This window comes from Idiomarina sp. D18, assembly GCF_057748155.1.
Genome location: NZ_CM173240.1, coordinates 666,320 through 693,034, shown reverse-complemented (window position 1 = coordinate 693,034; position 26,715 = coordinate 666,320). Strand labels below are relative to the sequence as shown.

Here is a 26,715-nt window from a genome sequence, read left to right as displayed (position 1 = left end):
AACCCTATCAGCACCGCTAGGATCAGGCATCACTTCACCAGGAGTAACGACAGCGTCTTTCAGCATAGACTTTTGAGATAGCAGCCTGTGGAGGTTCACATCAAATGACTCAAATTCAGGGTGATGCAGAATCGGTACGTATATATTCACATCTTTTTTCTGACCAATACGAAAAACCCTATCCGTTGCCTGAGCCTCTTTAGCTGGATTCCAATGTCTTTCGAAATGAATTACATTATTTGCGCCTACAACGGTCAGTCCAACACCAGCAGCGACAGGAGACATAATAATAATATTGAAACCTTCTCGGGCCTCAAAATTATTAATCATAGACTTACGACTTAACGTACCTTTTTTCTTCACCACCGCTTTCGCATCGCCATTTATCACATGCAGTGGGCCTAAACCAAAATAACTGCCCAAAGCGATACTCAGAAACCGCTGCAAGCGTTTATTAACAGCAAAAATAATACATTTTTCCTGACGCGACTCAATATCGCGTAGAACTTCAACCGTATTAGCCATTTTGGCAGACTCACTGAAGAGCATTTCGGTCTCTCGCTTGGATTTGGGCGCATCTAAACGCCCACTATCCACCAACCGTGGATGTAACGAACTGTCACGAAGACGCATTAAAGTGGTAAGTACATGAGCGTCCTCTTCATCAAGCTGCGCTTCAATTGCTCCGTCGTAAACTTTCTGTTGATAGGCTGGCATGACAGCTGATAACTTTGGCTCGAACTGCCATTCGGTATTCTCAATGCCGACCAGCATATGTTTTTTTGGAAGCCCTTCTAAGTTATCTTCTTTGACTCGACGCAACATTAGTGCACCAACCTTGTCCCGTAATTTCCTTCCTAATGTGGCTCTAACACTGTCAACCTCGTCACCAGCAGCTTGAAGTATCGGTGTAATATAGGTTTGCCTAAATGTTTGATATGATTCAAGGTATCCGGGACAGGCCGTATCCATTAAGCACCAAAAGTCAGCAAGACTATTTTCTACTGGTGTACCGGTGGCTAATAACTTGAACTTTGCTTTTAAGCCTTTTGCGGCTCGAGTTTGAAGTGCATTTGGATTTTTTATATTTTGTGCTTCATCAAATACCGCCAATCCCCAGTCAATCTGAGAGAGTGAAAACTGATAATCACGAAGTGTTTGATAGGTAGTGATTACAAGCCTCTTGGGCAAATCTAAACGTTCAGGTCCGTGCGTTTCTCCAAACTTTAGAGAGTATCGAGGCTCGAAGGTTTCTGCATCAAAGTTAGACGCGTTGGTTTCTGTACTGCCATCACGGAAACGGTTTAAATCTCCGTCTGACTGCAGGATAACAATATCTCGAAAAGGGGACTCATAAAAGGTTTCAGTAACCTCATCTTTCCAATTTTCCAAAAGACCCAATGGCGCAACAATCAATGTGGGTCGACAAGTTTCTTCACTTGCTTGGCAAAGTCGGTAGTAATGCTCTACCGCAGAAAGCGACATAAAGGTTTTTCCTAAACCCATATCGTCAGCTAATAACGCGCCATTGACTAACTCTTTGTTTCGCGCCATTTCTTCGAGTCCAAGAATCCACTTAACGCCGGTCAACTGGTGCGGAAATGGCTCTCTTTTGTGGTTACTCCAGTCGAGTTCCTCATCGTATAGTACATCGTTAAGTGCTTCTTCAACCAGTTTTGATGGGCTATCCAATTCGTCGTCATTAAGTGCGATATCTATAACTATAGGACCATCATCATGATGTTCCTCGTTCTCATGATTTTTGTTTTCAGCAGGATCTTCGTTCTCTTCCTGTTCATCACTACCCTGCCGCTGAAATTTTTCCTCTAATCGAGTCAGTACTTCTTGAGTCCCTGATTCACTGCCTATATCGTAAATTTTTCCCTGATATTCGATTTCAGTCGCTCTGGTGACTTTGGCGTCGCTAATTAATTGCGATAGCTGCTTATAGTCTTCCTCTGTTTTAACCGTCTTAGTTATAGCATTTATGGAAAGTATTTGCCCCGATGAAGCACTTTGCCCAAACCAATCAATGCCGGATTCATCCGTTTCACCAAAATATGCATGCTTGAATCTCGTCGCCCCACGCACTCTGAGAGCAAATCCGACATCTAAATCAACCAAAGATGCATCCAAAAATGCTGAAGGAGCTTTTAAGAACTGTTCAACCTGCGCCTTGGGAATAGCGCGGTGGCTTATAATCTCTTTGGCGGCACGTGCTGTCTTCTCGTTGAACAAGATGATTTCGTTGCCTACTTTTAGTGTACGTCCATTTTTGGACTCCAGCTGCCCCAAAACTTGTTGGATTTTATCGTGATCCGCTTTTTGCCCCATACTTGGAGTGAGAGTAAGGTTGCCAAAATCATCCAACACAGCCTCTACAGCTATTTTATCTGGCACATGAATATCAAGTTTATCAAAATGGCTAAGAGCTAATTTTGCCCCTGCCTGTTGAGCTTTTTGTAAGGCATAAAGCAAAAGTAAATTGTCAGACTCACTTTTTGCAGACTTCTTGTGTTCGCTTAAAGCTGAAAACACATCATACATTGCTTTTGAGATAGTAAACTTAGAGTTTCCGAACGCAAGAATACTGCCTGTTACACTATATGCTGCCGTCATGCGATTAGCGGGCGACTCAACGCTAACCTCTAGTCTAAATGATGAGCCTCCCGTTGTGCCCTTGATATCAACGCTAGCGTTGCCATCCCACCGTTCTGGCAGTCTAAGCAATTGGTGGACATCTTCGTCCAAGGCAGCCACAACTTCATGAGGGACAATAAAGCCATTGGGGATTAATTCGGCATTACCTTCTTCAGCAAGCATCTGTAATGCAACGTATTGAGCTGTAAGGTACTCATCCGAGTTACCACTTTTAATGTTATGAAATAGGTAATCTTTACAGTAAAAATCGATACTATCTTTGCTAATATCGAAATCAAAGTTGGCACCAGCCTCCTCTATACTGAATAAAGATGAAATCCATTTTTTCATTAACCTACTCCATACAAACGCTTATAGACACTGTAATCCTCTTCGCCAAGAACATCAGAAGCCCTGATTTTAACGCCCATCTCTTGCAAAGTATTAACTGCTTTATTTTGCCATCCGAAAGTATCATTAGAATGATGAGCAAAGAAATCGTATGCCTCACAGCCATAATTAGACATTTTGTGATTGAGCCCACCGGTCAACTCACGATAGGTGACACTTTGCTTTCCAAAATGAAGAACTGGGGCTGACTCATGTAACTTTTTATAGAACCATATTTTACAGTTATGACTCCCTTCAACCATATGACCGTTCGGTAGCTCAGCATAAATTACTGATATATCACCGCTTTCAACAATTGAGTAGTCTGGAATGTGATCCTTTCTGTAGTTACTTCTAATGTATTGATCGGCCTTTTTCGATAAATACAGCTTTGTATGTAAGATAACGCCAGCTTCTTGCATTCCTTCTAGAAAGTTTTTTCTCGCAGGGAACATGCGCATCATGTCATCATTCCAGTGGCTTTGTGAGTAATCTTCCAGTGCCTCTAGGAACAACTTGAGATCCAATTTAGACAACCAGCCCTGTACTTTCTTTTGTTGCAGCTCAGTTAACTGGCTCCACCATTTAATAAAGCGACGATGATTTTTTGGAACACGCGGGTCACCAGCAATAGCAATAACAGCATTTTGCCAACTTTCATGAACATCCCTCACAGGTGCTCTATCGATGAGAATTTTTAATGCGACATGACCAATCAGATCGTTACTATCATAACGAGTGTTTGCGACTTCTTCCTTGCTGATTTCATCGAGTAACTCATGCGGTTCATTCACCGGAATATTCTGAAGCTGCTCTACAAAGTAGATCGACTGAGAGCGTTTCACAAAATCACCCGTAGCGTAATGATCAAGCCCCCAATGTTTAAGCTGCTGATGAAATTTTACTTTACGGTCTATTGCCTGCTTTGCCAAAAAAGTAGGTCCATCGATACACAATATTTTTTCTTCTTCATCATGGCTTAATCCCTTGCGCTTTCGCTCTTTGAATAGCCAATCACCGATTTCATTCGGCTCGTCTATCGAATCAAAGTCACTCAGGAAAAATTGAAATAGTGACTCAATAAAGAGGTTGCTTCCGTTCGGCAAAACTGTTTCTACGGAAGCGAGTAAGTCGCTGCTGATAAAAACCCGATTTCTCAGGTTTTTGCCGGCAGTTAAAGCTATAGATAAAGCTCTAATATCAAACCTGGTTTCGATTTTAAATAAATCGAATCTATTACGGTTGATAAGTTCACAAAGCTTAATCCAGGCTACTTCGAACTTAGGATTATCCGTACCGGCCTTACGAGCAATTAATCTTTGCTCCTCTGTTAACTGCTTCAATACTTTTATATTACTACGGTATGTCTCATCACTTAAAAAAAACCTCATCACTAGCTCCACACACTCAGCGCACTCTAAACATCTTTCGCCTTTTCATAATCCTCGAGTTTAGGTTTTTTGACCGTAAAGCGTATATCAATACGTCTATTTTTAGCTCGTTCTTCTTCGGTGTATTCATTTAAATCAACCCGACGAGTATCCGCATAACCACTGACTGAAAATAATAATTGACCATTGAAGTTTTTTAACGCGTTTAAGCTGGGCTCTACTGGGATTTCTGTTTGCCACAGTTTCCAGATCGATACAGCTCTATCGGTCGATAATCCCCAGTTACCCTTCCCTCTGTACCAGATTCCATCGCTATCGGTATGCCCTTCCACAAATACTGTATCCAAATACTTCCATCTTTCATCGGTCGTTATGGCTTTATGCAGCGCCATACCTATTGCGCGTACTTCCTTTTGCGTTTGTTCATCTTCTGGTAAAGTATCCTTTCCTGATTCAAATGAAAGCGTACTGTCAGGTATTCGCAATACGGTATCGTTTTCCACGATTTCGACATGAATATTTTGCTTAGCCAACTCTTCCTTTATATCTGTCAAAATGTTTTCACGTGTTTCCTGAGCTTTCTTAAGTTCTTCGATACTTGCGTCGATTTTTTCTGACTTTTGAGTTAGCTCAATAATTAGTGCGACTGCTGCGAGTATAAAAATAACTAGTAATCCTGACATCAAGTCTGAAAACGACATCCAATAGGGATTTTCCTCGTCAACCTTGCTTCGCTTCCTTATAAATAAACTATCCATGGATTATCCCAGCTTCACTTGAATCTCATCAACAACACTAGATAAAGCTTTTACCGCATTATTCATCTGTGCAGAGTAATCAGTAACAGACTGAGACCAGACCTTAAGGTGTTCTGTTGTCTGACTATTCGCCTGAGAGGCGTAGTCCTCAAGCATTTGCGTCATGTTATTACTAAGATCTTCGACTTCGCCTTTTAGGTCCCCGATAAACTCTCTCTGCGCAGTTTTAAGCTCGCTAAATGTAGAGCCAGCACTTTCTATCAATCCGTTAAGTTGATTTGTCAGTTCGCTGAATCGTCCAACATCCGACATTAAGTCTTCTCGCATTTTCTCCATTCTTTGAGCGGTAGTTTGGTTTTGACCTGCCAAATCAGCAGTGCTATCCACAGCTTCTTTAATAGCCCCTGACAACTTATTACCCGCCTCATTTACATGAGAGCTCAGTACTTTCATATGGTCAGCGGAAGTGCGCAACTCTGTCGATGATTCACGCATAGCTTGCGTTGCCTGTGCGCTGGCCTCCACCGACGAATTAATACTGTTTTGTAAGGTTTGGCCTTGTGCGATAAGCTGTTTGACCGTGCTCACCTGCTCAGAAACAGACTGTTCGACTGAGCGGAGGATTTCATTAGATAGATTTGAAATAGCGTGAGTTTGCTTTTCAATTCTCTGATTACGCTCTGTTTCCAGAGCTGCAGAACGTTGTTCACGCTCGTCGAACGACTTAGTGAGACCTTTAAGTTGTGATTCAACGTAATTGCTGAGGGTTTTCCCTTGTTCTCGAGAGTTAACAACTAACTCGTCAACTTGTTTCCTAATTGTGTCGACTAAATCAGCGTCACGTTGAGCTGATGCTTCCTCTCTAATTTTCATTTGAGAAGAAAGTTCACCTATTTGCTTTTCAACAAATGAAGTAAGCTTTTGATTAATTTCTTCAGACTGAGAGGAAAGATTATTAACTTGGTTAGATATATCGGCAATTAGCGCTTTTTCTCGCTCACCTGATTCAGCTTGAGACTTCTGTAGCTGTTCCACAAAACCACTCATTGTGGACTGCATTGCTTCAACTGAGGCATTAACTTTCGAGGATACATCATCTAAAGCCTGACGCTGTTGATTTCCAGCTTGACCAAACCCTTCCATGAAATTCTCAAGAAGGCCCTCTAGAGCCTTTTGATTACCCTCAGATGTTTCATCAACGAGTTTATTTATCGCGGGAGCCATTATTTCAGAAAGACTAGTTTCAAGACTTGTCTGTATTCCCTGAGTCGCTGTAACGAGAGCTTCTTGCATTTTCTCGCCTATTTTTTCAGCTAAGCCTTGCAAAGTATCACGAGATTCAGAGCTATTGTCTGAAATTATCTGCAACTGTTCTTCAGGACGAATCCGCGGAAACAGCCAATCCACTGTATACTCGATTTTACGAATTTTACGTCGTGTTTTTTGCTCTAACCATTTTTCGCCAAAATTAAAAAAAACGCTAAGAGCAACGCCCCAAACAGAGGTCAAAAACGCGACCTTTGCACCATCTACAACACCAGCGACGCCGTCTTGCATCTGATTTACGTTTACTCCTGCGCCTAACTCAAGCTGACCTAAACCTAACTGAAGACCAATAAACGTACCTATAACACCAAGTGCTGTTAAAAAGCCTGGAACTGCCGCCACCAATCGGTTTTCGGTAACGCCGCTAGCTAATGTGTGGGAATTAAAAAAATGCGCGGCATCTAGAGTGTTTCGGACTTGAACAGTATCCCCTTGCTTAATCTCGACAAGAGTTTCATCAAACTCCATCCACAAGAAACCGATGTCTTTATCCCTTAGCTTGGCCTCTTCCAATAAGTCTGTTCGCTTGGCTGCGATCTTTTGTCTATCCAAGTCTTTAAGGAGCCCCAACAGCCAGTTTAGTCTATGTTTTGTTCTGAAAAACTTGACGAGAAATATTGTAGTAGCGACAAAAGTTACTAACCACAGAAAAACAACAAAGAGGCTACTCAATTCCAATCCTGTCTCGGGAGGGACTCTTAATTGCGTAAGATCAGGAAGTAACCAAGAAAACTCCATTTGTTTTTCATCCATCATCTTTTAGTCCTTTATAAGATTCATAACTTCGATGCCAAATTATCAACAAATCATACTATGAGGTTTCTAATATTTAAATTGATTTTTTAAGATACAAATTTAATATTACAAACACGATCAGACCCCTTCCTCGCGCCAAAGGCGGGAGCTACCCAAAGGCGCGAGAATCCAAAAGCGCGAGAGCCCCAAAGGCGGGAGATTCCGAAAAGCGGTGAGATACCCGGAATCAGAACATGCCCAAAGCACGCGAGGCCAACGAGTGGGCATAAAAAAAGCCGCTCAAGTGAGCGGCTTTTTATGGAATTGGTGGAGCTGGCGGGAGTTGAAAAATTCATATTTATTTATACCTCATAAACTTACAGGTTAGTTGGTAAATCGCTTTCTGGCCGACAATTTAATGCACGTGGCCCTTTATCTGTATTTTCAACTTCAAAACTTAAAACTACGCCCTCGACTAAACTTAAATCATCACCTTCGAAGTTGTCAAAAAATAAGAATACGTCTTTTCCTTTTTCCCTGCGAATAAAACCGTACCCTTTCGCAATGTCATAGACTTTTAATATACCAAACTCTCTAATAGCCATTTCACACCCACAATTCAGACTTTATACTCACTTTTTTTCGGACACTATTCATTTGCTTCATCAGAGACTTAGCTATGCTTTTATCACTTCTAGTAGCAATGTTTATCTGATACATCAATTTATTAAAATTCTTTGTCTTAGCTGGCTCACTTCTGAGTTTGTTTTTATCAACCTTGCTAACAAACCTTTTCACATTGTACGTCAGTGTTTCTATTTGATCCTTATTGTACTCAGGTAATACCTTTCGTAGCCTTTCTCTCATTTGTTTAGACTGACTATGATTGAGTCTTTTCATTTTGGCAACTTTACCTGATGTTTTATTCCAAAGTTCATGATAAGCAACGCTACTAGGATTTTTTTCATATTCTTTTTCACAGATATAAACGAGTTGTCGAATATGTCGACGCTCTTTCTTTCTCAGACGCGGAGTCTTGTGCCCAACCCACAATCCAGTTACTTTGAAGTCTTTATGGCTATGATATCGTCGATTTTGTATCCGCTTTTTACTTTCGTTACTCTGTAAATCAAACTTCTTAAAAAGTCCTTTAACTTGCTCCACACAGAGAGTCAGTTCTTTTTCAGATAACTTATTCTTAGAAGATAAAGTTACGTCATCTAATAACCTTGTGTAATTAACTCCAAAGCGATTTCTTAGACGAGAAACTACTCGGTATTCAGAATTAAAAAAGACAAGGTTGGCAACATAACTAGATGTACATGCACCTTGAGGAACTCTGCCCTTGTAAGTCACAAGCTGTGTAAGGATTCGAGAGACATCGACAGGAAAATCACACAATTGAGTGAAAATTTCACGAACATATTCTTCTTTTATATTATCGTAAAACCCTGTGATATCGAGGCTAATCAAATCGCAAGCAGCAGAGTGTGACTTAGCATTCTGCACGAAATCTCTAGTATTTTCCTCGTCTCTTATAGAGCCTTGCAGATAGCTTGGAAAAACAAAGTGTTCAAAAATTTGGTGGTTTATTCGCTTTTGGATTTTCTTTAAATGATATTTGGGTTCGTAAACCTGACGTTCTTTATTACCGCTAGCTATTAAAAGGGGTGTGTAGGAATCTTTAACTTTAGCAGCGAGATTTTCAAGTGCGCTTTGATTGACACCCAGAGTTTTAGCAAGGGCATCAATGCTACCAATAGATTTTTTTGGGTACTGGGGTTTATCCATAAGCTCATTCTACTTTCCCTGAGGTAATAATGAAGAACTTATTTTATCCTGTTAGAAGCTTTAACACTCCATCCAGGACGGACATTCCAAGAAGAATCAACCCTATCGGGATATTTCCTCCTTTTGGTTTGTCCCTCTCTCCTTCGCGTTTATATTCACCTTCACTATCTCTAGTTAGGATGTCATTTCTTTTCTTACTGCAACAAATAGCTAAGTCTATTTTCAAGTTAAAATGCACGATGCACCTCCATTTTGGTTATACCCGACGTGGGCGCTAGACCAAATGGTTACTTTCTTTAGAGCATACACACAGAGAGAGTAAGTTCTTCATTTTTATGCTAGACAACTGTCGCATCTTATGCGGCAGCTTGTCGGGCGCGCGACGCGTGCCTTTGAGGAGCGCACAGCTGTTGGTTGCCCGGTCAAGATCCTCACGGATCGCTTACTAAAAAGTAAGCATCGACCTCTAAATAACTTAACTACTTGTTTTAAAAGAACTACGCGCGGGCGAAATACACCCGTGTAAACAAGAAATTAACAGTAAATATTGAGTAAAGCAAGCCTAAATATTTATCCACCTGCCATAAACCTGCCTAATCATTCCCCAATCTTTGTGCCCAAGCTGGACCGCCACCCACATAGGATTGGCTCCTTCTGATAACATCGTAGATGCATAAGTGTGCCTACAACTATACGGTTTTGAGTACCTCACACTAGTTTTGCTTAAGGCTTTAATCCAAAACCTTTCTCGAGGAACTCCCTCATAACTCCACCTTTCAAGCGTGCGGGGATCAAGAAAAACAAATTCGGACTCATGTCCATAGCCCTTTATTCGTTCTAGAACCTCTTGGGCTCGTTTTGAAAGCTCATGATTTCGGTTACTTCCTTTAGTCTTTGTACCAGCCCTACGCCCTTTCACTATAGATTCGCGAATGAAAATGACTTTTCGTTCAAGATCTACATTTTCCCAGCGCAAACCTATCTGCTCTCCAGTGCGTAGCCCTGTCCAAAACGCAAATTCATAAAAATCTCTTGCGTAACCCTCAGGCAATGCAGACAGTATTTTTGCGCGTTCTTCGGGTGTAAATGGCTGAACTTCTTTTGTTCGGTGTTTTAAGCGTTTAACCCGCTTCATTGGGTTCTGGTCGATAATGTCATCGAAAACAAGGAAGTCGAATCCCTGACTCAAGAGCGAATGAACCTCATTGACTGTTTTAGCACTAATCGTTGCTGTTCGTTGCCATTCTCTAAAAATCGAGGGTGTGAAGTCATCTACAATTACTTTTCCAAAATTTGGGATAATATGGTTATCCATCCGACCTCGATTGGCTTTCTCAGTACTGAACGCCCAATATCTGTAACTTTGTTCATACCATCGAGTCATCATTTGCTTTATGGTCATGTGAGCCGCTTTGTTGTCACTGAGCTGAAAAGCCTGCTTCGACTCTGGAAACTCTTTTATGTAGTCGAACTCACCGAATTGGATCATGATTTTGACCCGCTCCAACTTCTGATGGATGCGCTTTAAATTGTCCAGTGTCGGCTTGACACGTAACGTTTCACGGCAACGCTGATGGCGATACATAAATTCCATACGTACTGCATTTTTGCCAGCATAAATACCTTTATATTGAGTCTTTTCCATAACGAATTTTAACCGTTAGTTTCTATCCAGCGTTCGTATGCTTCAAGGTTAATAAAGTAGCGACCATTCACCTTTTTATATTCTCGTGACAGCATCCAGCGCCCTTTTTGAATCAGCGCATAAACAGCTTTTTGAGTAAATCCAGTTAGCTCACAGAAGTGACCGAGTAATACCCATCGTGGTTGATTCATGATTGAGTCTCCTCTTCATCCAGCTCAGCCTTCCGCTCAACTTTGTGACGACCCATCACGATATCCCAATATTTACCAATCACCTTAGATGCTCTGTAACCCACATTTCGTGTACTTAGCTCTGTTTCCTCTGGACAGATTTCCTCATAAGACAAGCCGATAGCCTTTTCATATTTCTTCATCGTATTAGAGCTATGAACCATTCTAAGTACGCGCCAGCCATACCGCTGACCAATAACGATAGCTCCAATAGCTGTTTCGATTGTGCTCACATGCCCTTTAAATTCAGCTATTGAACTCTGTAAGCGAGCGTTTTGTTCATCCGTCAGAAAGTCGAACATAATAGTTAACCTCATATTTGATTTAACTTGATATTAACTATATAACCTCAAATTAAATTACTGTCAAACATGAGATTAAAATTTTCTACTCTGGAATGTGCTCTTCTACGTATGAGCCACCTAGCTCTCTACGTGTAAATTGACGTAAACCATCGTGAAACTTGACGACAACTTCAATTTCGTCGTTCATCGCCAATACACCTACTATCAGTCCAATGTCCTCAAACTTAGGTTGTTCGATACCTGCACGATGGATCGCCATGTGTATTAGTGAGGTTGCTTCTTCTAAGTCAAATTCTAGTTTTTGAGTATCGTTTAAAACTGGTTTTTGCTTCATTTTGATGTTCCGTACAGTTATTTACACAAGTCCAAGGTGACCACCGTTTCCTCTGCATGCCGCCCTGGCGGGCGGCGATGCATCGGACTGCGGTGGTGACGCAATAATTGTCCAGAGCTTAGTGCGCGTCTTTCTCACTTTTCCCGCATAAGCTAAGCCCTTAACCACCTTGCTTTTGGGCTCTCCGTAGCGGTTTACGTTTTCTGACTGTCCAGCTTCGATGATTTCACCTGTCGAGCGATTAAAGGACTCTGACTGCTCATAGTAAGGTTTAATCGTTTGCGTTCTGCTTGAAACACTAACGCCGCCCACCGCTTCACAATAAGTTGCCCAGTTGGATGCATCAGCCGCTAACCTTGCGGGTTCTATAAGAGGATCGAGAGTTTCATCACGAAGTCTTCTAAGCTCTCGGTAAACAGTGACACTTGCTCCACCAAATTGCTGGAATTGTCTAATGCTATGAGCACTTGCCCAAGCTCGGGCGCAGTCGGTGGCATGTCTGCTCACACGCCTGCATCCCTCGCCCTCTGTATCTAAGCCAATCATATTTTTAGCGAGATACTTGGCTAGGTAGGATGCAGATGAACCTTTAGCGCGATCGATATCGATAAAATCAACTCTGCGCTCTAGTGCGCCGCGCTCGTTCGGTGACTCTTGCAGAGCGTAATGTTTAATGATCCGTTTTACTTGCTTTAGCTCAGGCTCTTCACAATGAACGATTAAATGCCAATGCGGCGTTCCGTCGTGGTGCGGTTCAACAACCCGCATGCCGTATATATTTACGTTGTCTCGTTTAAGTTTTGCCCTAACTCGTCTCCAAACCGTATTGAGGTGCCTTTGACACTCTCTTACCGTTTGACCATTATATTTTTGGTTCAAGCTCCCAGAGCGCGAGTGAGTTGCGTGCATATAGGCTGGACAGGTTAACGTTACCATCATCGATGCGTGACCATAACGCTCGGCTAGTTCATCAAACCCTTTAACCCTTGTAATCCATTCGTAGAACAGGATCTGTTTGTTGGTCGTGTTATGTTCAGAAATTTCTTTTAGTGAAACGCGCTCGCCGTCTAAACTCTGAATAAAGTGCCGCTCTAAAAATTCGTTGGATTTTTGTTCAGACTCTCTGAAACGACCGTATGTAAGATCGCCGCAATACTTCGCTCTTCGATTAGAGACTAAGCCAATGCACCGTTCCAATTCGGATAGTAGCTCTTTACTACGTTTTCTGATTTGGCTTTTCCAGAAACGCTTATCACGCAGTCTCGTTTTAATTTCGTTCTCGTTGTAGTGGGATAAATCGAAACCATATCGTTTTGCTTTCGTGTACGAAGTTGACACGGTGAGGTAACGAAATTGAGTTACTAGCGTTTCGGCAAGTGATTCGTGTTGGCGTTCGTCGAGCAAGTCGAAATCAAGAAGTGACGAAGCCTGTTTAATTGAGCGAAGAAAGTTTTCTGCCGATATGGCATCGAAGTAATCGAAATTACGTAAGATGCGATTCAAAAAATGAGTTGAGTATGGTGTTGCGAGTTCACCAAAATGCTCACCAAAGTTGTCACCCCGTTGGCAAAAGTTGGCATCAGGTTGGCAAAATGGAGCGTATTTGAGAGCAGTCGAGCGTAATTTACGAACAGAACGTGTGACGCTGGAAAGCTTGCCACGCTTGGGATAGGGAGAAGCGGCGCGCGATGCGCCGCTATATAATGTGGTGGAGCTGGCGGGAGTTGAACCCGCGTCCGCAATACCTACATCCTCGGTCCTACATGCTTATTCAGTCTTTTTATTAACCAGCATGACGCCGACTGACAGGCTTCAACTACTGGCGAGTCCGATTAAGTTTAACGCTTCAGCTCCGGACAAAGCATCCACGCGAGTCTACCTTAGGTCGAGCCATCCTGATCCAGTCTCGTAGACAAAGCGCTGGGGGACGGGCTTAGCGGGTTATTAAGCCGCTAGAGCGTAGTTGTCGTCGTTTGCAACTATAACGTTGAGGCTTTTTACGAGGCCAGCCTCACCTCGGCATGCACCTTGGGTTTCGTGTATCCCGTCGAATCCAGATCAGCCCCAAAGCAAAGTACATTGTACCTGATTCGCGCGTGTTGCGCTATCTCTTAGACAGCGCAACCGCCGAAATATTAAGCACTTAACAAATTTATTTTACAGTTCCGCGTTATGCGGCCATAAACAATACTTTTTCAACCAGCTTTTTGATACCTTCATCGGCATCGAGCAGGCATTCTGCCAACATGTATGCCGGTGTGGTGACCACGCGGTGAGCGTCATCAACGACGATATCACGCACGCTGCAGTCCACATGTTCGCCACCCATCTGGTTATATGCGTTGGCGGTATCGGCATCGGTGCCAATGGTACCTTTTACGCCTTTACCGTAAACGTGTGGCAGCAATACCGGTGCAATGCACATGTAGCCTGCGGGTTTCTTAGCGTCTTTAAAGGCTTTACCCACCGCAAGTACTTCGGCGTTAACGGTTGAGTCGGCGCCTTTCTCGGCAAAGTTACATAGGTTTTTCGCAACGCCAAACCCACCTGGCAGAATCAACGCGTCAAAGTTCGCCGCGTTTAGCTCTGAAAGTGGCTTAATGTCGCCGCGCGCAATGCGAGCAGACTCGGTCAATACGTTGCGTTGCTCGCCACTGGCTTCACCTTTTAGGTGGTCGACAACATGCATTTGTTGCACATCGGGTGCAAATATTGAATATTTAGCGCCCTGCTTCTCTAAGTGCAACAATGTCAGTACGGCTTCGTTGACTTCGGCGCCATCAAAGACACCGCAACCTGATAAGATAACCGCTACGTGTTTCATCATTTCTCCTTACTTGACGTGCTTATCGTGCTCGTCGCGCCATTTCCATTCGTTTTCGAGTGTTGCAATGGGTTGCAACATGGCAAAGTCGAGATCCTCGATGGTTTCCCCTTTCTTTAACCGATGCGGTAAATCGGGGTTGGCGAGCGCTTTTTTACCAATAGCGAGCAAACCGTTTTCGTAATGCGCTGCAATGTGTTCGTAATTGCTTTCATCAATACCACCGTTGACGATAACCGGAATGTCGCTAAAGTCTTGCACGACTTCTGCAAGCGTATTGTTACTGCCGTCTTTAAACGGTTTACGGTCAACGCTGGTGTCTGTGGTATGTATATAGTCGACGCCGGCTTCTTTCAAGCCTTTCACGATACGGATCATACCGTCTTCGCCTTCTGGCCACTGGTAATCGGGATCGGTCACAGTAATTTGACCCACACGAATGCCCACGATGAAGTCGTCATCGACCGCTGATTTTGCGGCTTTGACGACCATCTCGACGAACTTCAGGCGTTTTGCCATGCCACCACCCCATTGATCCTCGCGCTGGTTAAAGTGGTCGCTTAAAAACTCGTTGAGTAGGTAGCCATTAGCCGCATGCAACTCGATACCATCGAAACCGGCTTCTTTAGCTCGGTTAACGGCACCGATGATACCTTGCATGGCAGCATCAAATTCGGTTTCACCCATCGCTTTGGGCTCTTTCCAGCCATCACTTTCACCGTAAAGACTGAGCGGTTCGCCTTTCGGCTTCACTGCGCTCGGTGCGATAGGTTCATCGGTGTATTCATTGTGCTGCATTTGCGCACCCGCGTGCATCAATTGAGCGATGAACAAACAGTCATGTTTGTGTACACGCTCTACAACCTCTTTCCATGCGTCGGTTTGAGGTGCATCGGTCAGTCCAGGTTGGTTTTCATAGCCCTGACTGGCTTGCTGGTCGGTGTAGATACCTTCGGTGATGACCACGCCCCAGCCGCCTTTGGCAAAGCGCTCATAATAATCACCCATCAGCTCGGTGGGCTTACCTTTTTTATCCGCACTGGTGCGGGTCATAGGTGCGACAACAAAACGATTTTCGAGTTTGTGTCCTTTCAGTTCAAAATCATCAAATGCAGAGCTCATTAGACCTTCCTTATACCAGTGTTTGTTTCTTATCTAGTTAAGGGCTACGCATCTATAAAGTAAAACCGATCAGTTTGAACTTCAATTTAACCTTGTCTTAACTGTTCGCCAAACTGTCATCAAAGCGTCGCACGAGTGCAGTTAAGAGGTCACATAACACGCTTAGCGTAAGAAAGCTTTTTAACCATTGCTAGGAACATTGTATGAAGACAATTAAAACAAAATATACATTACTTGCCAGCTGTTTAGTCATCGCGCTTTCGGGATGTGCGCTCGAGGGTGACGACGGCGATACCGGTGCGACAGGCGCTCAAGGTCCTCAAGGACCTGCAGGCGAGGATGGTCAAAACGCAGCTAACGGAATCTCACTGAGTTTAGTTGCACGTACTGTATTAAATCCGAATGATCCCGCAGGTGCGGCTGAGATCGTGCAATATGATAGCGCGCGCCAGCAGTTTCTTGCGATTAACAGCGCCGCCGCCACGCCGACGGTTGAAATCATGGATGCCGCAGAGCTTCCGACGACGGCAAGCGACACCCCACTTACACTCGATAATCTCACCAGCACCGCATTAACGCTAGAAACCGACGTTAATGGTAAAACGTTGCAGGGTGCCAATAGTATCGCCGTCCATGGCGATTGGTTGGCGGTCGCGATGGAGGCGGATCATGGCGTACGTGGCGAAATCTTGTTCTATGAGCTAGCACAAGGTACGGCTACGTACAGCGGCTCAATCGAGGCGGGCTTTTTACCCGATATGGTCACTTTTACTCCGGATGGTACCCGCGTCCTCGTTGCTAATGAGGGTGAGCCTAATGGCGACTACTCAGTCGACCCCGAGGGTTCAATCACTGTGATCACACTTGCAGGCTCAGGAATCGAGAATGCCACCGTCGCGCAGTTAAATTTTCAGGGTTTTAATGGCCAGCAGGCGGATCTCGCAGCGCTGGGTATGCACTTCCCTAACCCGTCGGGTCGCACCATCAATGGTAACCTTATCGAAACCACGGTCGCGCAAGATTTAGAACCCGAATATATTACTGCGACCAATGACCGTGCCTATGTGACCTTACAAGAAAACAACGGTCTCGCGGTGGTTGATTTATCCGATAATTCAATTGAGATTGTCGGCTTGGGCTTTAAGGATTGGAGCTCGTATCAGATTGACACCATGGAAGATGGCACCGTGAGTTTTGGGCAATACGATAACTTAAAAGGCATCTATATGCCGGACTCGATCGCTCATTATCAATGGAACAATGCCACGTTTTTAGTCACCGCTAACGAGGGCGATGCACGCGAGTACTTTTTTGAGGTCGAAGACGAAGCGGCCTGTATTGCAGCAGGTGGAGAAGACTATGACAGTGACGATGGCTGTCTAGCCTACACTGATGAAGCCCAGGCGCGTGATTTAGATTATGCAGCCGGCAGCGAACTCGAAACGTTAGCCGGTGATGACCCTAAAGACGTAGACTTTACAGCCTTTCCTTTGGGTCGCCTTACAGTGACTAAAGCCCTTGGGGATACCGACAACGATGGCGAATATGAAACGCTATATGCCTATGGCTCACGCTCGTTTACTATTTGGGATCAAAATGGTTTGCCGGTATTTGACAGCGGTGACGATTTTGAACGGATCACGGCTTCAGTGCATGGCAACGCATTTAACAATAACGATGACGAGAACGAAGGTGACTCGCGTTCTTCAAACAAAGGGCCTGAACCAGAAGCGTTAACCTTAGGTCAAATCGGTTCTCGTACCTATGCGTTTATCGGCTTGGAGCGTATGGGCGGCATCATGGTTTATGATGTAACTAACCCTTACAACGCCCAGTTCGTTGATTATGTTATCAACCGTGACTTAACGGAAGGCTTATCAGTGGATGACGGTATCGGTGATCTCGCGCCTGAGGGTATGGTCTTTGTACCTGCCGCCGACAGCGCGACAGGCAAACCGCTGTTGGTGGTCGGTAACGAAGTCAGTGGCAGTGTGTCGGTTTGGCAAATTAGTAGCGTCGACTAATCGACGCGCCCCACAATCACGGCGGCCTTTTGTTTACGGCCGCCGAATCCAAACGCCTTGTTAAAGGTCGCTATTGGAATCGGCAAATACTGACGTTCGGTCGGTGACTCCCAGGGTAAGGTGTCGTAGTCCGGATCATTGATATAAATAAAGTCATCGTCCGCGGCGCAGATCAACACCCAATGCGGCGCACGTATACCATCAAAATGATAGGTTGAGATGAGCGCGAGTACGAGCCACCCCTCGCCCAAATCAGCTTTCAGCTCAGCAACACCGTAGTCGCACACATCAATAGCAACGCCGTGACGGTTCAGGTAATCGATATCGGCTTGTTGGATCCGTTGCATGACTTCTTTCTTTTGCTCTTGCCGCACCGAGTCAATAAACAGTGCATCGTCGGTATTCACCGCAACGCGTACTGATAACCCGCGCTTGAACGCTGCTCGCGCAAGTCCGTGCGGCCCACAGCCACCATGACCTGAGGTCATATAAATGGTGGTCGCTTCGCGCCAAATTTCGAGCTCTTCTTGTGAGGCGTCCGCAGTCGGACGTCCAAAGTAATCCAGCGCCATCAATAAACTCGCTGGCCCGCAAGTGAACTCCGTCGACTGTGTCATCATGGGCACGTAGCGCTCGGTTGCGCCGACGCTGTTATCCTCTCCCAGCTCATAGCGCGGTAATAGCTTTTGCAGTATCAGCGCATCCTGCGATTGACTGGCACTCGGTGGGAAGTAAGCCTCGCGTAGCTCAACTGCACGAAAACCGGCATTAATAAATAACTGTTGTGCGAGTTGGTTAGACGTTGCAACTTCGGTTCGCAAGAATAAGCTGTGTCGCAGATCGGCTCGATCTTCGGCATGTTGAAGTAACTGTTTTCCGAAACCGTTACCACGAAATTGTGGACTTAATACCAGCGCATACAGCCGCGCGAGATTGGTGTTGTTGCGGAACAACACCACGTAATAGCCCACCACGCGTTTATCGTTGAGCATGACAAAAAAGTCCGCCGTGTTCGACTCGATAAACCGGCGAAAGCTACGCTTGCTGATGGCATCGTCTGGAAAAGTTGCCTTTTCTAATTGCACAACACTATCAAGATGGGTGACATTTGCAGGGACAAGGTTCATCATACCTGTCTGTGGGTATCCTTAACCGGTGTGGGCGTCGGCCCAGAAGAATGCAACAGCGCATCGGCTCTTGACTATTATCGTACGATCTTTACCCGTTTGAAATGATTATTTGTGTATTTTTTAGCGTCTCTACAAAGGGTTAACCATTGAATATACATGCAACCTTGCGGCTATTGGCGTGGCCGTTTCTTTGGATAGGTAGTATTCAACTCGTGTTCGCATTGCTGTCGATGCTGGTCTTTAGGGATAAAACCTTTAGTCAGTTTTTAGATGGTTCCCTTATTTGTTTTGCACTGTCGTTGTTGGTTTATTTGCGCTACCGCAAGGGCAATATGGCGCGTTTGTATTATCGCGAGGCACTCGCCTTTGCCACCATGACATGGTTTTTAATGGGCGTTTTAGGTGCCCTGCCGATCATGTTCATTACTGGCGTCAGCTTTACCGACTCGGTATTTGAGTCGGTCAGCGCGATGACCACCACAGGTGCTACGATCTTGACCGGGCTCGATCATATGCCCAAAAGCTTCCTACTGTATCGACAGTTTCTGCAATGGATGGGGGGGTTGGGTATCGTGATTTTCGTGGTCGCTATTTTGCCCATGCTCAACGTCGGTGGTATGCGCTTGCTTAAGGCGGAAACCCCCGGGCCGATTAAAGACGATAAAATTGCCCCTCGTGTCGCCAAAACCAGTCGCTATTTATGGCTGGTTTATTTGTGTTTAACCCTCGCCTGTGCCTTGAGCTATTGGCTTGCCGGTATGAATGCGTTTGATGCCATTGCTCATTCGTTTTCTACTGTATCTACGGGTGGCTTCTCGCCTTATGACGCCAGTATGGGTCATTTCAATAGTCATACGATTTTGGGCGTTGCCGATGTGTTTATGGCGCTCGGTGCCATCAGTTTTGCACTGCATCACAAAAACTTTACCGTACGCTCACTTAAAGGCTACTGGCAGGATGAGGAAACACGCTACTTTATCTTAGCGATCCTCACGATTTCCGCTATTTTGACGGCGATGGCGGTGCTCAATCATACCCATCCTTCATTTTGGGTGTCGGTCTCGCAGGCGGTGTTTCACGTCATTTCGTTTATGACCAGTACCGGCTTTGGCGCCGACGATCTATCCGCGTGGCCTGCCGCTACCGCGGGCTTTTTGATTATTGCGAGTTATTTAGGTGGCTGTGCCGGCTCGACCGCGGGCGGCAACAAATTCATCCGTAACATTCTTACTTTCCGTGCGATAAAGCATCATATGTTGCAGGCAATTCACCCCAGTGCGGTGATTCATGTGCGCTATCAACATAAAGTGGTTCGTACGCCGGTACTCGCCGCGGTCACCAGTTTCATGTTGTTAGTTGCCATTTGCACCATGGTGCTCACGGTTTTACTGATGATGACTGGACTCGACTTTTTTAGTGCCTTTAGTGCTGTCGCTGCATGCATTAACGTACTCGGTCCAGGCTTTGGCGAAGTGTCGAGCAACTTTATTCCCGTTACCGACACGGGGACCTGGCTACTGACCTTTGCCATGATCTTGGGTCGTTTGGAGTACTTTACCGTACTGACCTTGCTATTACCTAAGTTCTGGCGAGACTAGTTTTCCGCGTAAAACCGCCGATTGGGAGTACCTATTCGGTGGTTTTTCGTGCTAAACTTGCGCGCAAATTTTTTGCCGCTTAGGAACTGCTCGTGAGTAACAATAAACCCTCTTTAAGCTACAAAGACGCAGGCGTTGATATCGACGCTGGCAACGCGCTTGTTGATCGTATTAAAGGTGTCACCAAACGGACCAGCCGCCCCGAAGTGATGGGCAATATTGGTGGTTTCGGTGCATTGTGCGAGATTCCTGAAGGCTACAAAAAGCCGGTATTAGTTTCAGGTACCGATGGCGTAGGCACTAAGCTGCGCTTAGCAATTGATTTAAAACAACACCGCGGCGTGGGCATTGACCTGGTCGCGATGTGTGTCAACGACCTCATTGTACAGGGTGCTGAGCCGCTGTTCTTCCTCGACTATTATGCAACTGGCAAACTCGACGTTGATGTGGCTGCGGACGTGGTGACCGGTATTGGCGATGGCTGCGAGCAGTCAGGTTGTGCATTGATTGGCGGCGAAACGGCAGAAATGCCTGGCATGTATGAGCATGGTGATTTTGATTTAGCGGGTTTCTGTGTTGGTGTCGTCGAAAAAGATGACATCATCGATGGCACTAAAGTCGCCGAGGGTGACGCGCTGATTGCCCTGGCCTCAAGCGGTCCTCACTCCAATGGCTATTCGTTAATCCGCAAGATTATTGAAGTCAGCGAAGCGGATTTGGAATCTCACCTCGAGAACCGTACGCTCGCTGAACACCTACTCGAGCCGACACGCATTTACGTGAAGTCAGTGTTAGAACTGATTAAGCAAGTGCCTGTACACGCGTTGTCGCATATCACCGGGGGTGGTTTCTGGGAAAACATTCCACGCGTACTGCCAAAAGGCGCTAAAGCCGTTATCGATGGTAACAGCTGGGAATGGCCGGTGATCTTTGACTGGTTAAAAGAAAACGGCAATGTCAGCATGCGCGAAATGTACCGCACCTTCAACTGCGGTGTGGGCATGGTCATCGCGGTACCACACGCTGAAGCAGAGCGTGCTGTTGAACTACTTAACCAGCTCGGCGAAGATGCTTGGGTGATTGGTCGTATCGCAGATGCCGCCGAAAATGACGAGCAAGTTGAGATTTTAGCTGACGAAACCCGCTAGTGGACGGCTCATGAAACGTATTGTAGTGCTGATTTCGGGCACCGGCTCGAACATGCAAGCCATCGTAGATGCTTGCGAAAAACAACAAATTAACGGCGAAGTTGTCGCCGTTATCGCTAACAAAGACACCGCAAAAGGCCTCGAAAAAGCCGCTGAACGCGGTATCGCTACTCATGCGTTATCGCATAAGGCGTTTGATAGCCGTGAAGCATACGATGCCGAGTTACAGTCGTTAATTGATACGTATCAACCCGACTTGGTGATCTTAGCGGGCTTCATGCGTATTTTGACCGCGGAGTTCACTCGTCACTTTGCCGGTCGCATGTTGAATATTCATCCCTCTTTATTACCTAAGTACAAAGGCGTCAATACTCATCAACGCGCATTAGATGCCGGCGATAAGGAGCACGGTGTTAGTGTTCACTTTGTCACTGAAGAGCTTGATGGCGGCCCGGTAATACTCCAGGCAAAAGTACCGGTCTTTGACGGTGACACGGCCGATGACTTGCAGGCGCGGGTGCACGAGCAGGAGCATCGTATTTACCCGTTAGTGGTCAAATGGTTTTGTGATGACCGCCTTGCACTCGGTGCACAAGGCGTTGAACTCGATAATCAGCCGCTCGGGCCGCACGGTTACGCGAGCGAGGATTAATCCTCGCTCGACTTCGGATAAGTCACGCCGGTTAATGCCATCGTGGCTTGCTCGTCACCTTCTTTAAACTGCTGTAATTGCACCAGTAAGTAGTTCATTTCAGGCGCGAACCAATAATAGGTCTCGCGCTTGTTATTATCCCGCACACGTTCAACTTTAATGGTGTCTAACTGACCATAAGGCGTGCTAATAGTCTCTTCACCAATCCGTTGAAAGCGATACGTTTTACTATGGCCCTCTTCATCAATCACTGCATAGCTAAGCGGTTCACGTTCAGCGGCAACATCTAAACGGAGCTTCTCGGCGACCGAGCCCTCATCGTATAAAGCACCTTGCCAGTTAATGTCTATTGGCTTACCCGATTCCACATTCACTGCTTGGTGGGTTTCGGCATCGAAGCTGGCATGAAACGCTCGATCTGAGCCTGTCCCCTCGCGTTTATATTGGAAGTCGATGGGAATAAAGCCTTGTTCTTCATTCACACGGAACACCGATTCCGTCGTGCGCTCATCGGATAGTATAAACCACGAAATATCGGTATGACCGTACAACTGCCACTCGCCCGCGTTGGTTTGGGTTAAATAGCGCTGTCCGTCTCCATAGTCGCTTCCACCCCGAGTGATACTGTATTCTGCCTTATAAGGCGCAAGCTCGACGGGCTCTGCCCAAACTGCCATACTGGCAAACGATGCAGTGGCTAATACCATTGCGGTCACTAATTTTTTCGTCATCGGAGACTCCTTTTAGCCGTTACTCCGTATCTATATAACCGCCCTACTGGCAGCTTGCCTGTACACTCTATGACAAAAGATTCAAACAGGTGTTCAAATTTTTCTTGAAAAACATAGCCGTCTGATCTAATTTGCACATATTACTGGTCAGACCTCTAACTTGGAGTGATTTATATGAGTGTCGCACTTTGGATCATCGCAACCCTCTTGGTTGTCGGTGTATTAACCTACAAACGCGCCAGCTTGGTTGCCTTTAGCGGAGGCCTTGTGGCGATGTTTGCGGTTGGCAGCATAGCCGGCATTGTTGGCCCTGTACTTTGGGTCATTCTTGCCGTTATTTTGGTGCCTTTGAATATTACATCAATCCGTCAGAGCTTACTTACTAAGCCTATTCTAACGGCATTTCGCAAAGTAATGCCAGAAATGTCAGACACTGAGCGTGATGCGCTTGAAGCGGGTACCGTTTGGTGGGAAGGCGAAGTATTCGGTGGTGACCCTGATTGGAGCAAGCTACACAACATTCCAAAGGCTGAGTTAAGCGCAGAAGAGAAGGCGTTTTTGGACGGCCCTTGTGAAGAAGTCTGCAAAATGCTCGACGACTGGCAGGTCACGCATGAGCTGACTGACATGCCTGAGCATGTGTGGCAGTACCTGAAAGACAACAAGTTCTTTGCCATGATCATCAAAAAAGAATACGGTGGTCTTGAGTTTTCTGCGTATGCGCAGTCACGCGTTTTACAGAAACTAGCTGGCGTCAGTACGGTATTGGCATCGACCGTGGGTGTACCTAACTCATTAGGTCCAGGCGAATTGTTGCAGCATTATGGTACTAAAGAACAGCAAGATCATTACTTGCCACGCCTTGCAAAAGGCGACGAGATCCCTTGCTTTGGCTTGACCAGTCCTGAAGCGGGTTCTGATGCCGGTGCGATTCCTGACTCAGGTGTTATTTGTAAAGGTGAGTGGAACGGCGAAGAGATCGTCGGTATTAAGCTCAACTTCAACAAACGCTATATCACCCTCGCCCCTGTTGCGACTGTGATCGGTCTTGCCTTTAAAATGTACGACCCAGACGGTTTACTGGGCGACAAGAAAGAACTGGGTATTACCTGTGCGTTGATTCCACGTGATACCGACGGTGTTGAAATCGGTCGTCGTCACTTCCCGCTTAACGTACCGTTCCAAAACGGTCCGATTCGCGGCACCGATGTATTCGTACCGCTTGATTACATCATCGGTGGCGCGAAAAACGCAGGTAAAGGCTGGCGTATGCTGGTTGAGTGTTTGTCCGTGGGACGTTGTATTACTCTACCTTCGAACAGTGCTGGTGGTATTAAACAAATGGCATTGGCAACCGGTGCATACTCACGCATTCGTCGTCAGTTCAAACTGCCTATCGGTAAAATGGAAGGTGTTGAAGAGCCGATGGCACGCATTGGTGGTAACGCCTACTTAATGGATTCGGTAACAACCTTAGCGACTGCGGGTATCGATTTAGGTGAGAAACCATCGGTTATCTCGGCTATCGCGAAATACCACATGACAGAGAAGCTACGCGCGTGTATGGATGACGCGATGGATATCCACGGTGGTAAAGGTATCTGCTTAGGTCCAAACAACTATTTGGGTCGTGGTTACCAAGGCGTACCTGTTGCGATTACCGTTGAGGGTGCCAACATTCTTACCCGTAGCATGATGATTTATGGTCAGGGCGCAATCCGTTGCCATCCTTATGTCCTTGAGGAAATGAACGCATCAGCTGAAAGCGGTCCAGAAGCGTTAAACAAATTTGATAAAGCGCTGTTTGGTCACATTGGCTTTGCCGCAAGCAACTTTGTCCGTTCACTATTCTACGGCTTTGGCGGTCACCGCTTAAGCTCAGTGCCCGCGAGCGACTCAAGCAAGCAGTACTATCAACAAATGAACCGCTTCAGCGCTAACTTAGCCTTGTTGTCGGACGTTGCAATGGGTATGTACGGCGGTAACCTAAAACGTAAAGAGCGTATCTCTGCACGTTTAGGTGACATGCTGAGTTACTTGTTCATTGGCTCTGCTGTACTTAAACGCTTCCATGACCAAGGTCGCTTAAAAGAAGATTTACCACTCATGCATTGGGCGATGCAAGATACCTTGTATAAGCTACAAGAAGCGCAAATCGAACTGTTGCGTAACATGGGTGGCGTGGGTACTGCGATGCGCGTAGTCATGTTCCCATTCGGTCGTATTGCACATCGTCCAAGCGATAAGGCCGATCATAAAGTGGCACGCATCCTGATGGAGCCAAACGATGTACGTACCCGTTTAGGTGAAGGTCAGTTCTTAAGCCCAGAAGGTCACTTTGGGTTCTTAGAAGAAACCTTAGTCAACATGATTAAGTGCGAGCCATTGCACGCGAAGATCTGTAAAGCGGCTGGCGAACGCTTTAGCTTTACCCAGCTCGACGCATTGGCAGAGCGCGGTCTTGAATTAGGCGTGATTAACGAGGAAGAAGCTGAGTTAATGAAGCGCACTGAGGAAGGTCGATTGCGCACCATTAACGTAGATGACTTTGACCCAGCAGACTTGTTGGCAGGTCAGGCAGCGTTTGATTACGCATTGAAAAACCTGACGGATAAGAAACAAGGTGAAGCTGCTTAAGCAGAGACTCACCGGTTCCTTGTTCGTAAAAAGGCGCTCAATTGAGCGCCTTTTTTTATGCCCTTAATCGCGATTAGGCCGCTGACTTCGGCTCTTCGTAACGCATCAACCGGTACGTAACGACAGCAATAATGCCAGTAGAGCCAATTACCCATGCCATTGCATAGTCGGTTAAGCCGCTGACTGAATTAACGCCCATAGAAACTAAGCCTGCAATTAAAAACTGTAAACTCCCCGTCACCGCTGAGGCAGAGCCTGCACGCTCTTGTTGGTTAGCCAGTGCCCCTGCCATGGCATTGGGGAAAACGAGGCCCAGCGTGGAGATGTAGGCGAATAACGGCACTAAAATGCCCCATACCGGTGCTTTTACATAGGCAGCAACCGCCATCCCTACTGAAACGACCGCTAAAATAGGCAAAGATACGTTAAGAATTTTACGTGCCGGGTAATACTTTAATAGCCACCCGTTAAGCTGCGAAAAACCGATGATACCCACCGCATTTGCGCCAAACAGCCAGCTATAAGCTGATGGTGTAAAGTCAAAAAGCTCGATGAACATCAATGGAGAGCCTGTGATGTAAGCAAACAAGCCTGCTTGTGCGATGCCACCTGTCAGTGAGTAGCGCAGAAAACTGCGATCTTTTAATACGTCCCAATAGGTTCGGCCGCTATGTCGCATACGCACGTCATAGCGACGCCCGCGGGTTTCAGGCAATACGAGATGAATAACAAAGGCGCAAGCGACGCCGAGCACGCTGACAATCCAAAAAATCGCCCGCCAACCAAACCATTCGGTTACATAGTTACCAAACAGTGGTGCCAAAATAGGCGCCACCCCCATCACCAAAATCAAAAAGGAAAACACGCGCGCAGAAGCCTGCGGTGTGTAGAGATCTCGCACCACAGCACGGGCAATGACAATACCGGCACAGGCGCCAATCGCTTGGAAAAAGCGCAGCACGATTAACCATTCAATGTCAGGCGCCCAAGCACAGGCAATGGAAGTCACAACATAGATGGCGAGGCCAATATACAGCGGCTTTTTACGACCAAATTTATCGGTCGCGGTGCCGTAGAGTAACTGACCAATGAACAAGCCAAAAAAGAACGCGCTGAGCGAGAGCTCAACGCGATGTGTATCGGTTTGATAGTCTGCCGCAATTGCCGTAAATGCCGGCAAATACATGTCGATGGAAAGCGGCGCGAAAGCTGTCAGCAACGCAAGAATAATAACTACAAAATCGAATCGTGCTGAATCAGATACGGTAAAGGAATCGCGCTGCGTTCCACTCATGTGTTCACTC

At 45.9% G+C, this 26,715-nt stretch carries 20 protein-coding genes, 1 other RNA gene and 1 pseudogene; 5 read left to right on the top strand and 17 right to left on the bottom strand.

All coding sequences use genetic code 11. The features are described from left to right. Positions 1-3: 3 nt before the first annotated feature. The 14 genes and pseudogenes from AC3AP5_RS03290 to AC3AP5_RS03225 form a co-directional block, all read right to left on the bottom strand. Positions 4-2,991 (bottom strand): annotated as a pseudogene (locus AC3AP5_RS03290) (DEAD/DEAH box helicase); the annotation flags it as partial. Beyond that, positions 2,991-4,421 carry an EH signature domain-containing protein gene (locus AC3AP5_RS03285; protein ID WP_487326986.1) on the bottom strand — a complete coding sequence of 477 codons (1,431 nt, stop codon included), beginning with the start codon at positions 4,419-4,421 and terminating at the stop codon, positions 2,991-2,993. The pseudogene AC3AP5_RS03290 and the gene AC3AP5_RS03285, both read right to left, overlap by 1 nt. Before the next feature lie 26 nt (positions 4,422-4,447). Beyond that, the gene (locus AC3AP5_RS03280; protein WP_487326985.1) at positions 4,448-5,179 is read right to left on the bottom strand and encodes an OmpA/MotB family protein; all 732 of its coding nucleotides are present in this window, start codon (positions 5,177-5,179) and stop codon (positions 4,448-4,450) included. Positions 5,180-5,182: 3 nt separating this feature from the next. Further along, complete coding sequence (gene zorA / locus AC3AP5_RS03275; protein WP_487326984.1) at positions 5,183-7,261, bottom strand: anti-phage ZorAB system protein ZorA; 2,079 nt, start codon at positions 7,259-7,261, stop codon at positions 5,183-5,185. Positions 7,262-7,617: 356 nt separating this feature from the next. Continuing rightward, positions 7,618-7,845 carry a cold shock domain-containing protein gene (locus AC3AP5_RS03270; protein WP_487326983.1) on the bottom strand — a complete coding sequence of 76 codons (228 nt, stop codon included), beginning with the start codon at positions 7,843-7,845 and terminating at the stop codon, positions 7,618-7,620. Position 7,846: 1 nt separating this feature from the next. Beyond that, positions 7,847-9,031: a reverse transcriptase family protein gene (locus tag AC3AP5_RS03265; RefSeq protein WP_487326982.1), complete on the bottom strand. Its 1,185-nt coding sequence runs from the start codon at positions 9,029-9,031 to the stop codon at positions 7,847-7,849. 562 nt (positions 9,032-9,593) lie between these two features. Then, positions 9,594-10,676: a tyrosine-type recombinase/integrase gene (locus AC3AP5_RS03260; protein ID WP_487326981.1), complete on the bottom strand. Its 1,083-nt coding sequence runs from the start codon at positions 10,674-10,676 to the stop codon at positions 9,594-9,596. 8 nt (positions 10,677-10,684) lie between these two features. Further along, complete coding sequence (xisR, locus tag AC3AP5_RS03255) at positions 10,685-10,867, bottom strand: excisionase family protein (protein WP_071462441.1); 183 nt, start codon at positions 10,865-10,867, stop codon at positions 10,685-10,687. Then, entirely contained in the window at positions 10,864-11,208 is a 345-nt protein-coding gene (locus AC3AP5_RS03250; protein WP_290486161.1) for a hypothetical protein, read from the bottom strand. Before AC3AP5_RS03250 ends, xisR begins: the two co-directional genes overlap by 4 nt. Before the next feature lie 85 nt (positions 11,209-11,293). Further along, positions 11,294-11,545 (bottom strand): hypothetical protein, encoded by a 252-nt coding sequence (locus tag AC3AP5_RS03245; protein ID WP_071462439.1) that lies wholly within the window; start codon positions 11,543-11,545, stop codon positions 11,294-11,296. Between the two features lie 21 nt (positions 11,546-11,566). Continuing rightward, positions 11,567-13,048 carry a replication endonuclease gene (locus AC3AP5_RS03240; RefSeq protein WP_487326980.1) on the bottom strand — a complete coding sequence of 494 codons (1,482 nt, stop codon included), beginning with the start codon at positions 13,046-13,048 and terminating at the stop codon, positions 11,567-11,569. Between the two features lie 203 nt (positions 13,049-13,251). Further along, positions 13,252-13,611, bottom strand: a transfer-messenger RNA (tmRNA) gene (ssrA, locus tag AC3AP5_RS03235). Positions 13,612-13,715: 104 nt separating this feature from the next. Further along, positions 13,716-14,369 (bottom strand): isoprenoid biosynthesis glyoxalase ElbB, encoded by a 654-nt coding sequence (gene elbB / locus AC3AP5_RS03230; RefSeq protein WP_272978616.1) that lies wholly within the window; start codon positions 14,367-14,369, stop codon positions 13,716-13,718. Between the two features lie 9 nt (positions 14,370-14,378). Next, positions 14,379-15,491 (bottom strand): NADH:flavin oxidoreductase, encoded by a 1,113-nt coding sequence (locus AC3AP5_RS03225; RefSeq protein WP_006955690.1) that lies wholly within the window; start codon positions 15,489-15,491, stop codon positions 14,379-14,381. A 203-nt stretch (positions 15,492-15,694) separates the two neighbouring features. Here AC3AP5_RS03225 and AC3AP5_RS03220 point away from each other — a divergent pair, with 203 nt between their 5' ends. Then, positions 15,695-17,515 (top strand): choice-of-anchor I family protein, encoded by a 1,821-nt coding sequence (locus tag AC3AP5_RS03220; protein WP_487326979.1) that lies wholly within the window; start codon positions 15,695-15,697, stop codon positions 17,513-17,515. Here AC3AP5_RS03220 and AC3AP5_RS03215 read toward each other — a convergent pair. Next, the gene (locus tag AC3AP5_RS03215) at positions 17,512-18,645 is read right to left on the bottom strand and encodes a peptidase C39 family protein (RefSeq protein ID WP_487326978.1); all 1,134 of its coding nucleotides are present in this window, start codon (positions 18,643-18,645) and stop codon (positions 17,512-17,514) included. The two genes, AC3AP5_RS03220 and AC3AP5_RS03215, sit on opposite strands and share 4 nt — an antisense overlap. 146 nt (positions 18,646-18,791) lie before the next feature. Between AC3AP5_RS03215 and AC3AP5_RS03210 the strand changes: the two genes are divergently transcribed. The 3 genes from AC3AP5_RS03210 to purN all read left to right on the top strand — a co-directional run bounded on the left by AC3AP5_RS03210 (position 18,792) and on the right by purN (position 22,043). After that, positions 18,792-20,243 carry a TrkH family potassium uptake protein gene (locus tag AC3AP5_RS03210; protein WP_487326977.1) on the top strand — a complete coding sequence of 484 codons (1,452 nt, stop codon included), beginning with the start codon at positions 18,792-18,794 and terminating at the stop codon, positions 20,241-20,243. A gap of 92 nt (positions 20,244-20,335) precedes the next feature. Beyond that, complete coding sequence (purM, locus tag AC3AP5_RS03205) at positions 20,336-21,391, top strand: phosphoribosylformylglycinamidine cyclo-ligase (protein WP_071462434.1); 1,056 nt, start codon at positions 20,336-20,338, stop codon at positions 21,389-21,391. Positions 21,392-21,401: 10 nt separating this feature from the next. Then, the gene (purN, locus tag AC3AP5_RS03200) at positions 21,402-22,043 is read left to right on the top strand and encodes a phosphoribosylglycinamide formyltransferase (protein ID WP_286682698.1); all 642 of its coding nucleotides are present in this window, start codon (positions 21,402-21,404) and stop codon (positions 22,041-22,043) included. On the opposite strand, the gene AC3AP5_RS03195 is transcribed toward purN, so the two are convergent. After that, entirely contained in the window at positions 22,040-22,774 is a 735-nt protein-coding gene (locus tag AC3AP5_RS03195) for a DUF3108 domain-containing protein (protein ID WP_286682699.1), read from the bottom strand. The two genes, purN and AC3AP5_RS03195, sit on opposite strands and share 4 nt — an antisense overlap. Positions 22,775-22,948: 174 nt before the next feature. Between AC3AP5_RS03195 and fadE the strand changes: the two genes are divergently transcribed. Continuing rightward, the gene (gene fadE / locus AC3AP5_RS03190; RefSeq protein WP_487326976.1) at positions 22,949-25,411 is read left to right on the top strand and encodes an acyl-CoA dehydrogenase FadE; all 2,463 of its coding nucleotides are present in this window, start codon (positions 22,949-22,951) and stop codon (positions 25,409-25,411) included. Between the two features lie 73 nt (positions 25,412-25,484). Here the strand turns inward: fadE and AC3AP5_RS03185 are convergent, their stop codons facing one another. Then, the gene (locus tag AC3AP5_RS03185) at positions 25,485-26,705 is read right to left on the bottom strand and encodes a multidrug effflux MFS transporter (RefSeq protein ID WP_487326975.1); all 1,221 of its coding nucleotides are present in this window, start codon (positions 26,703-26,705) and stop codon (positions 25,485-25,487) included. Between the last annotated feature and the right edge of the window lie 10 nt (positions 26,706-26,715).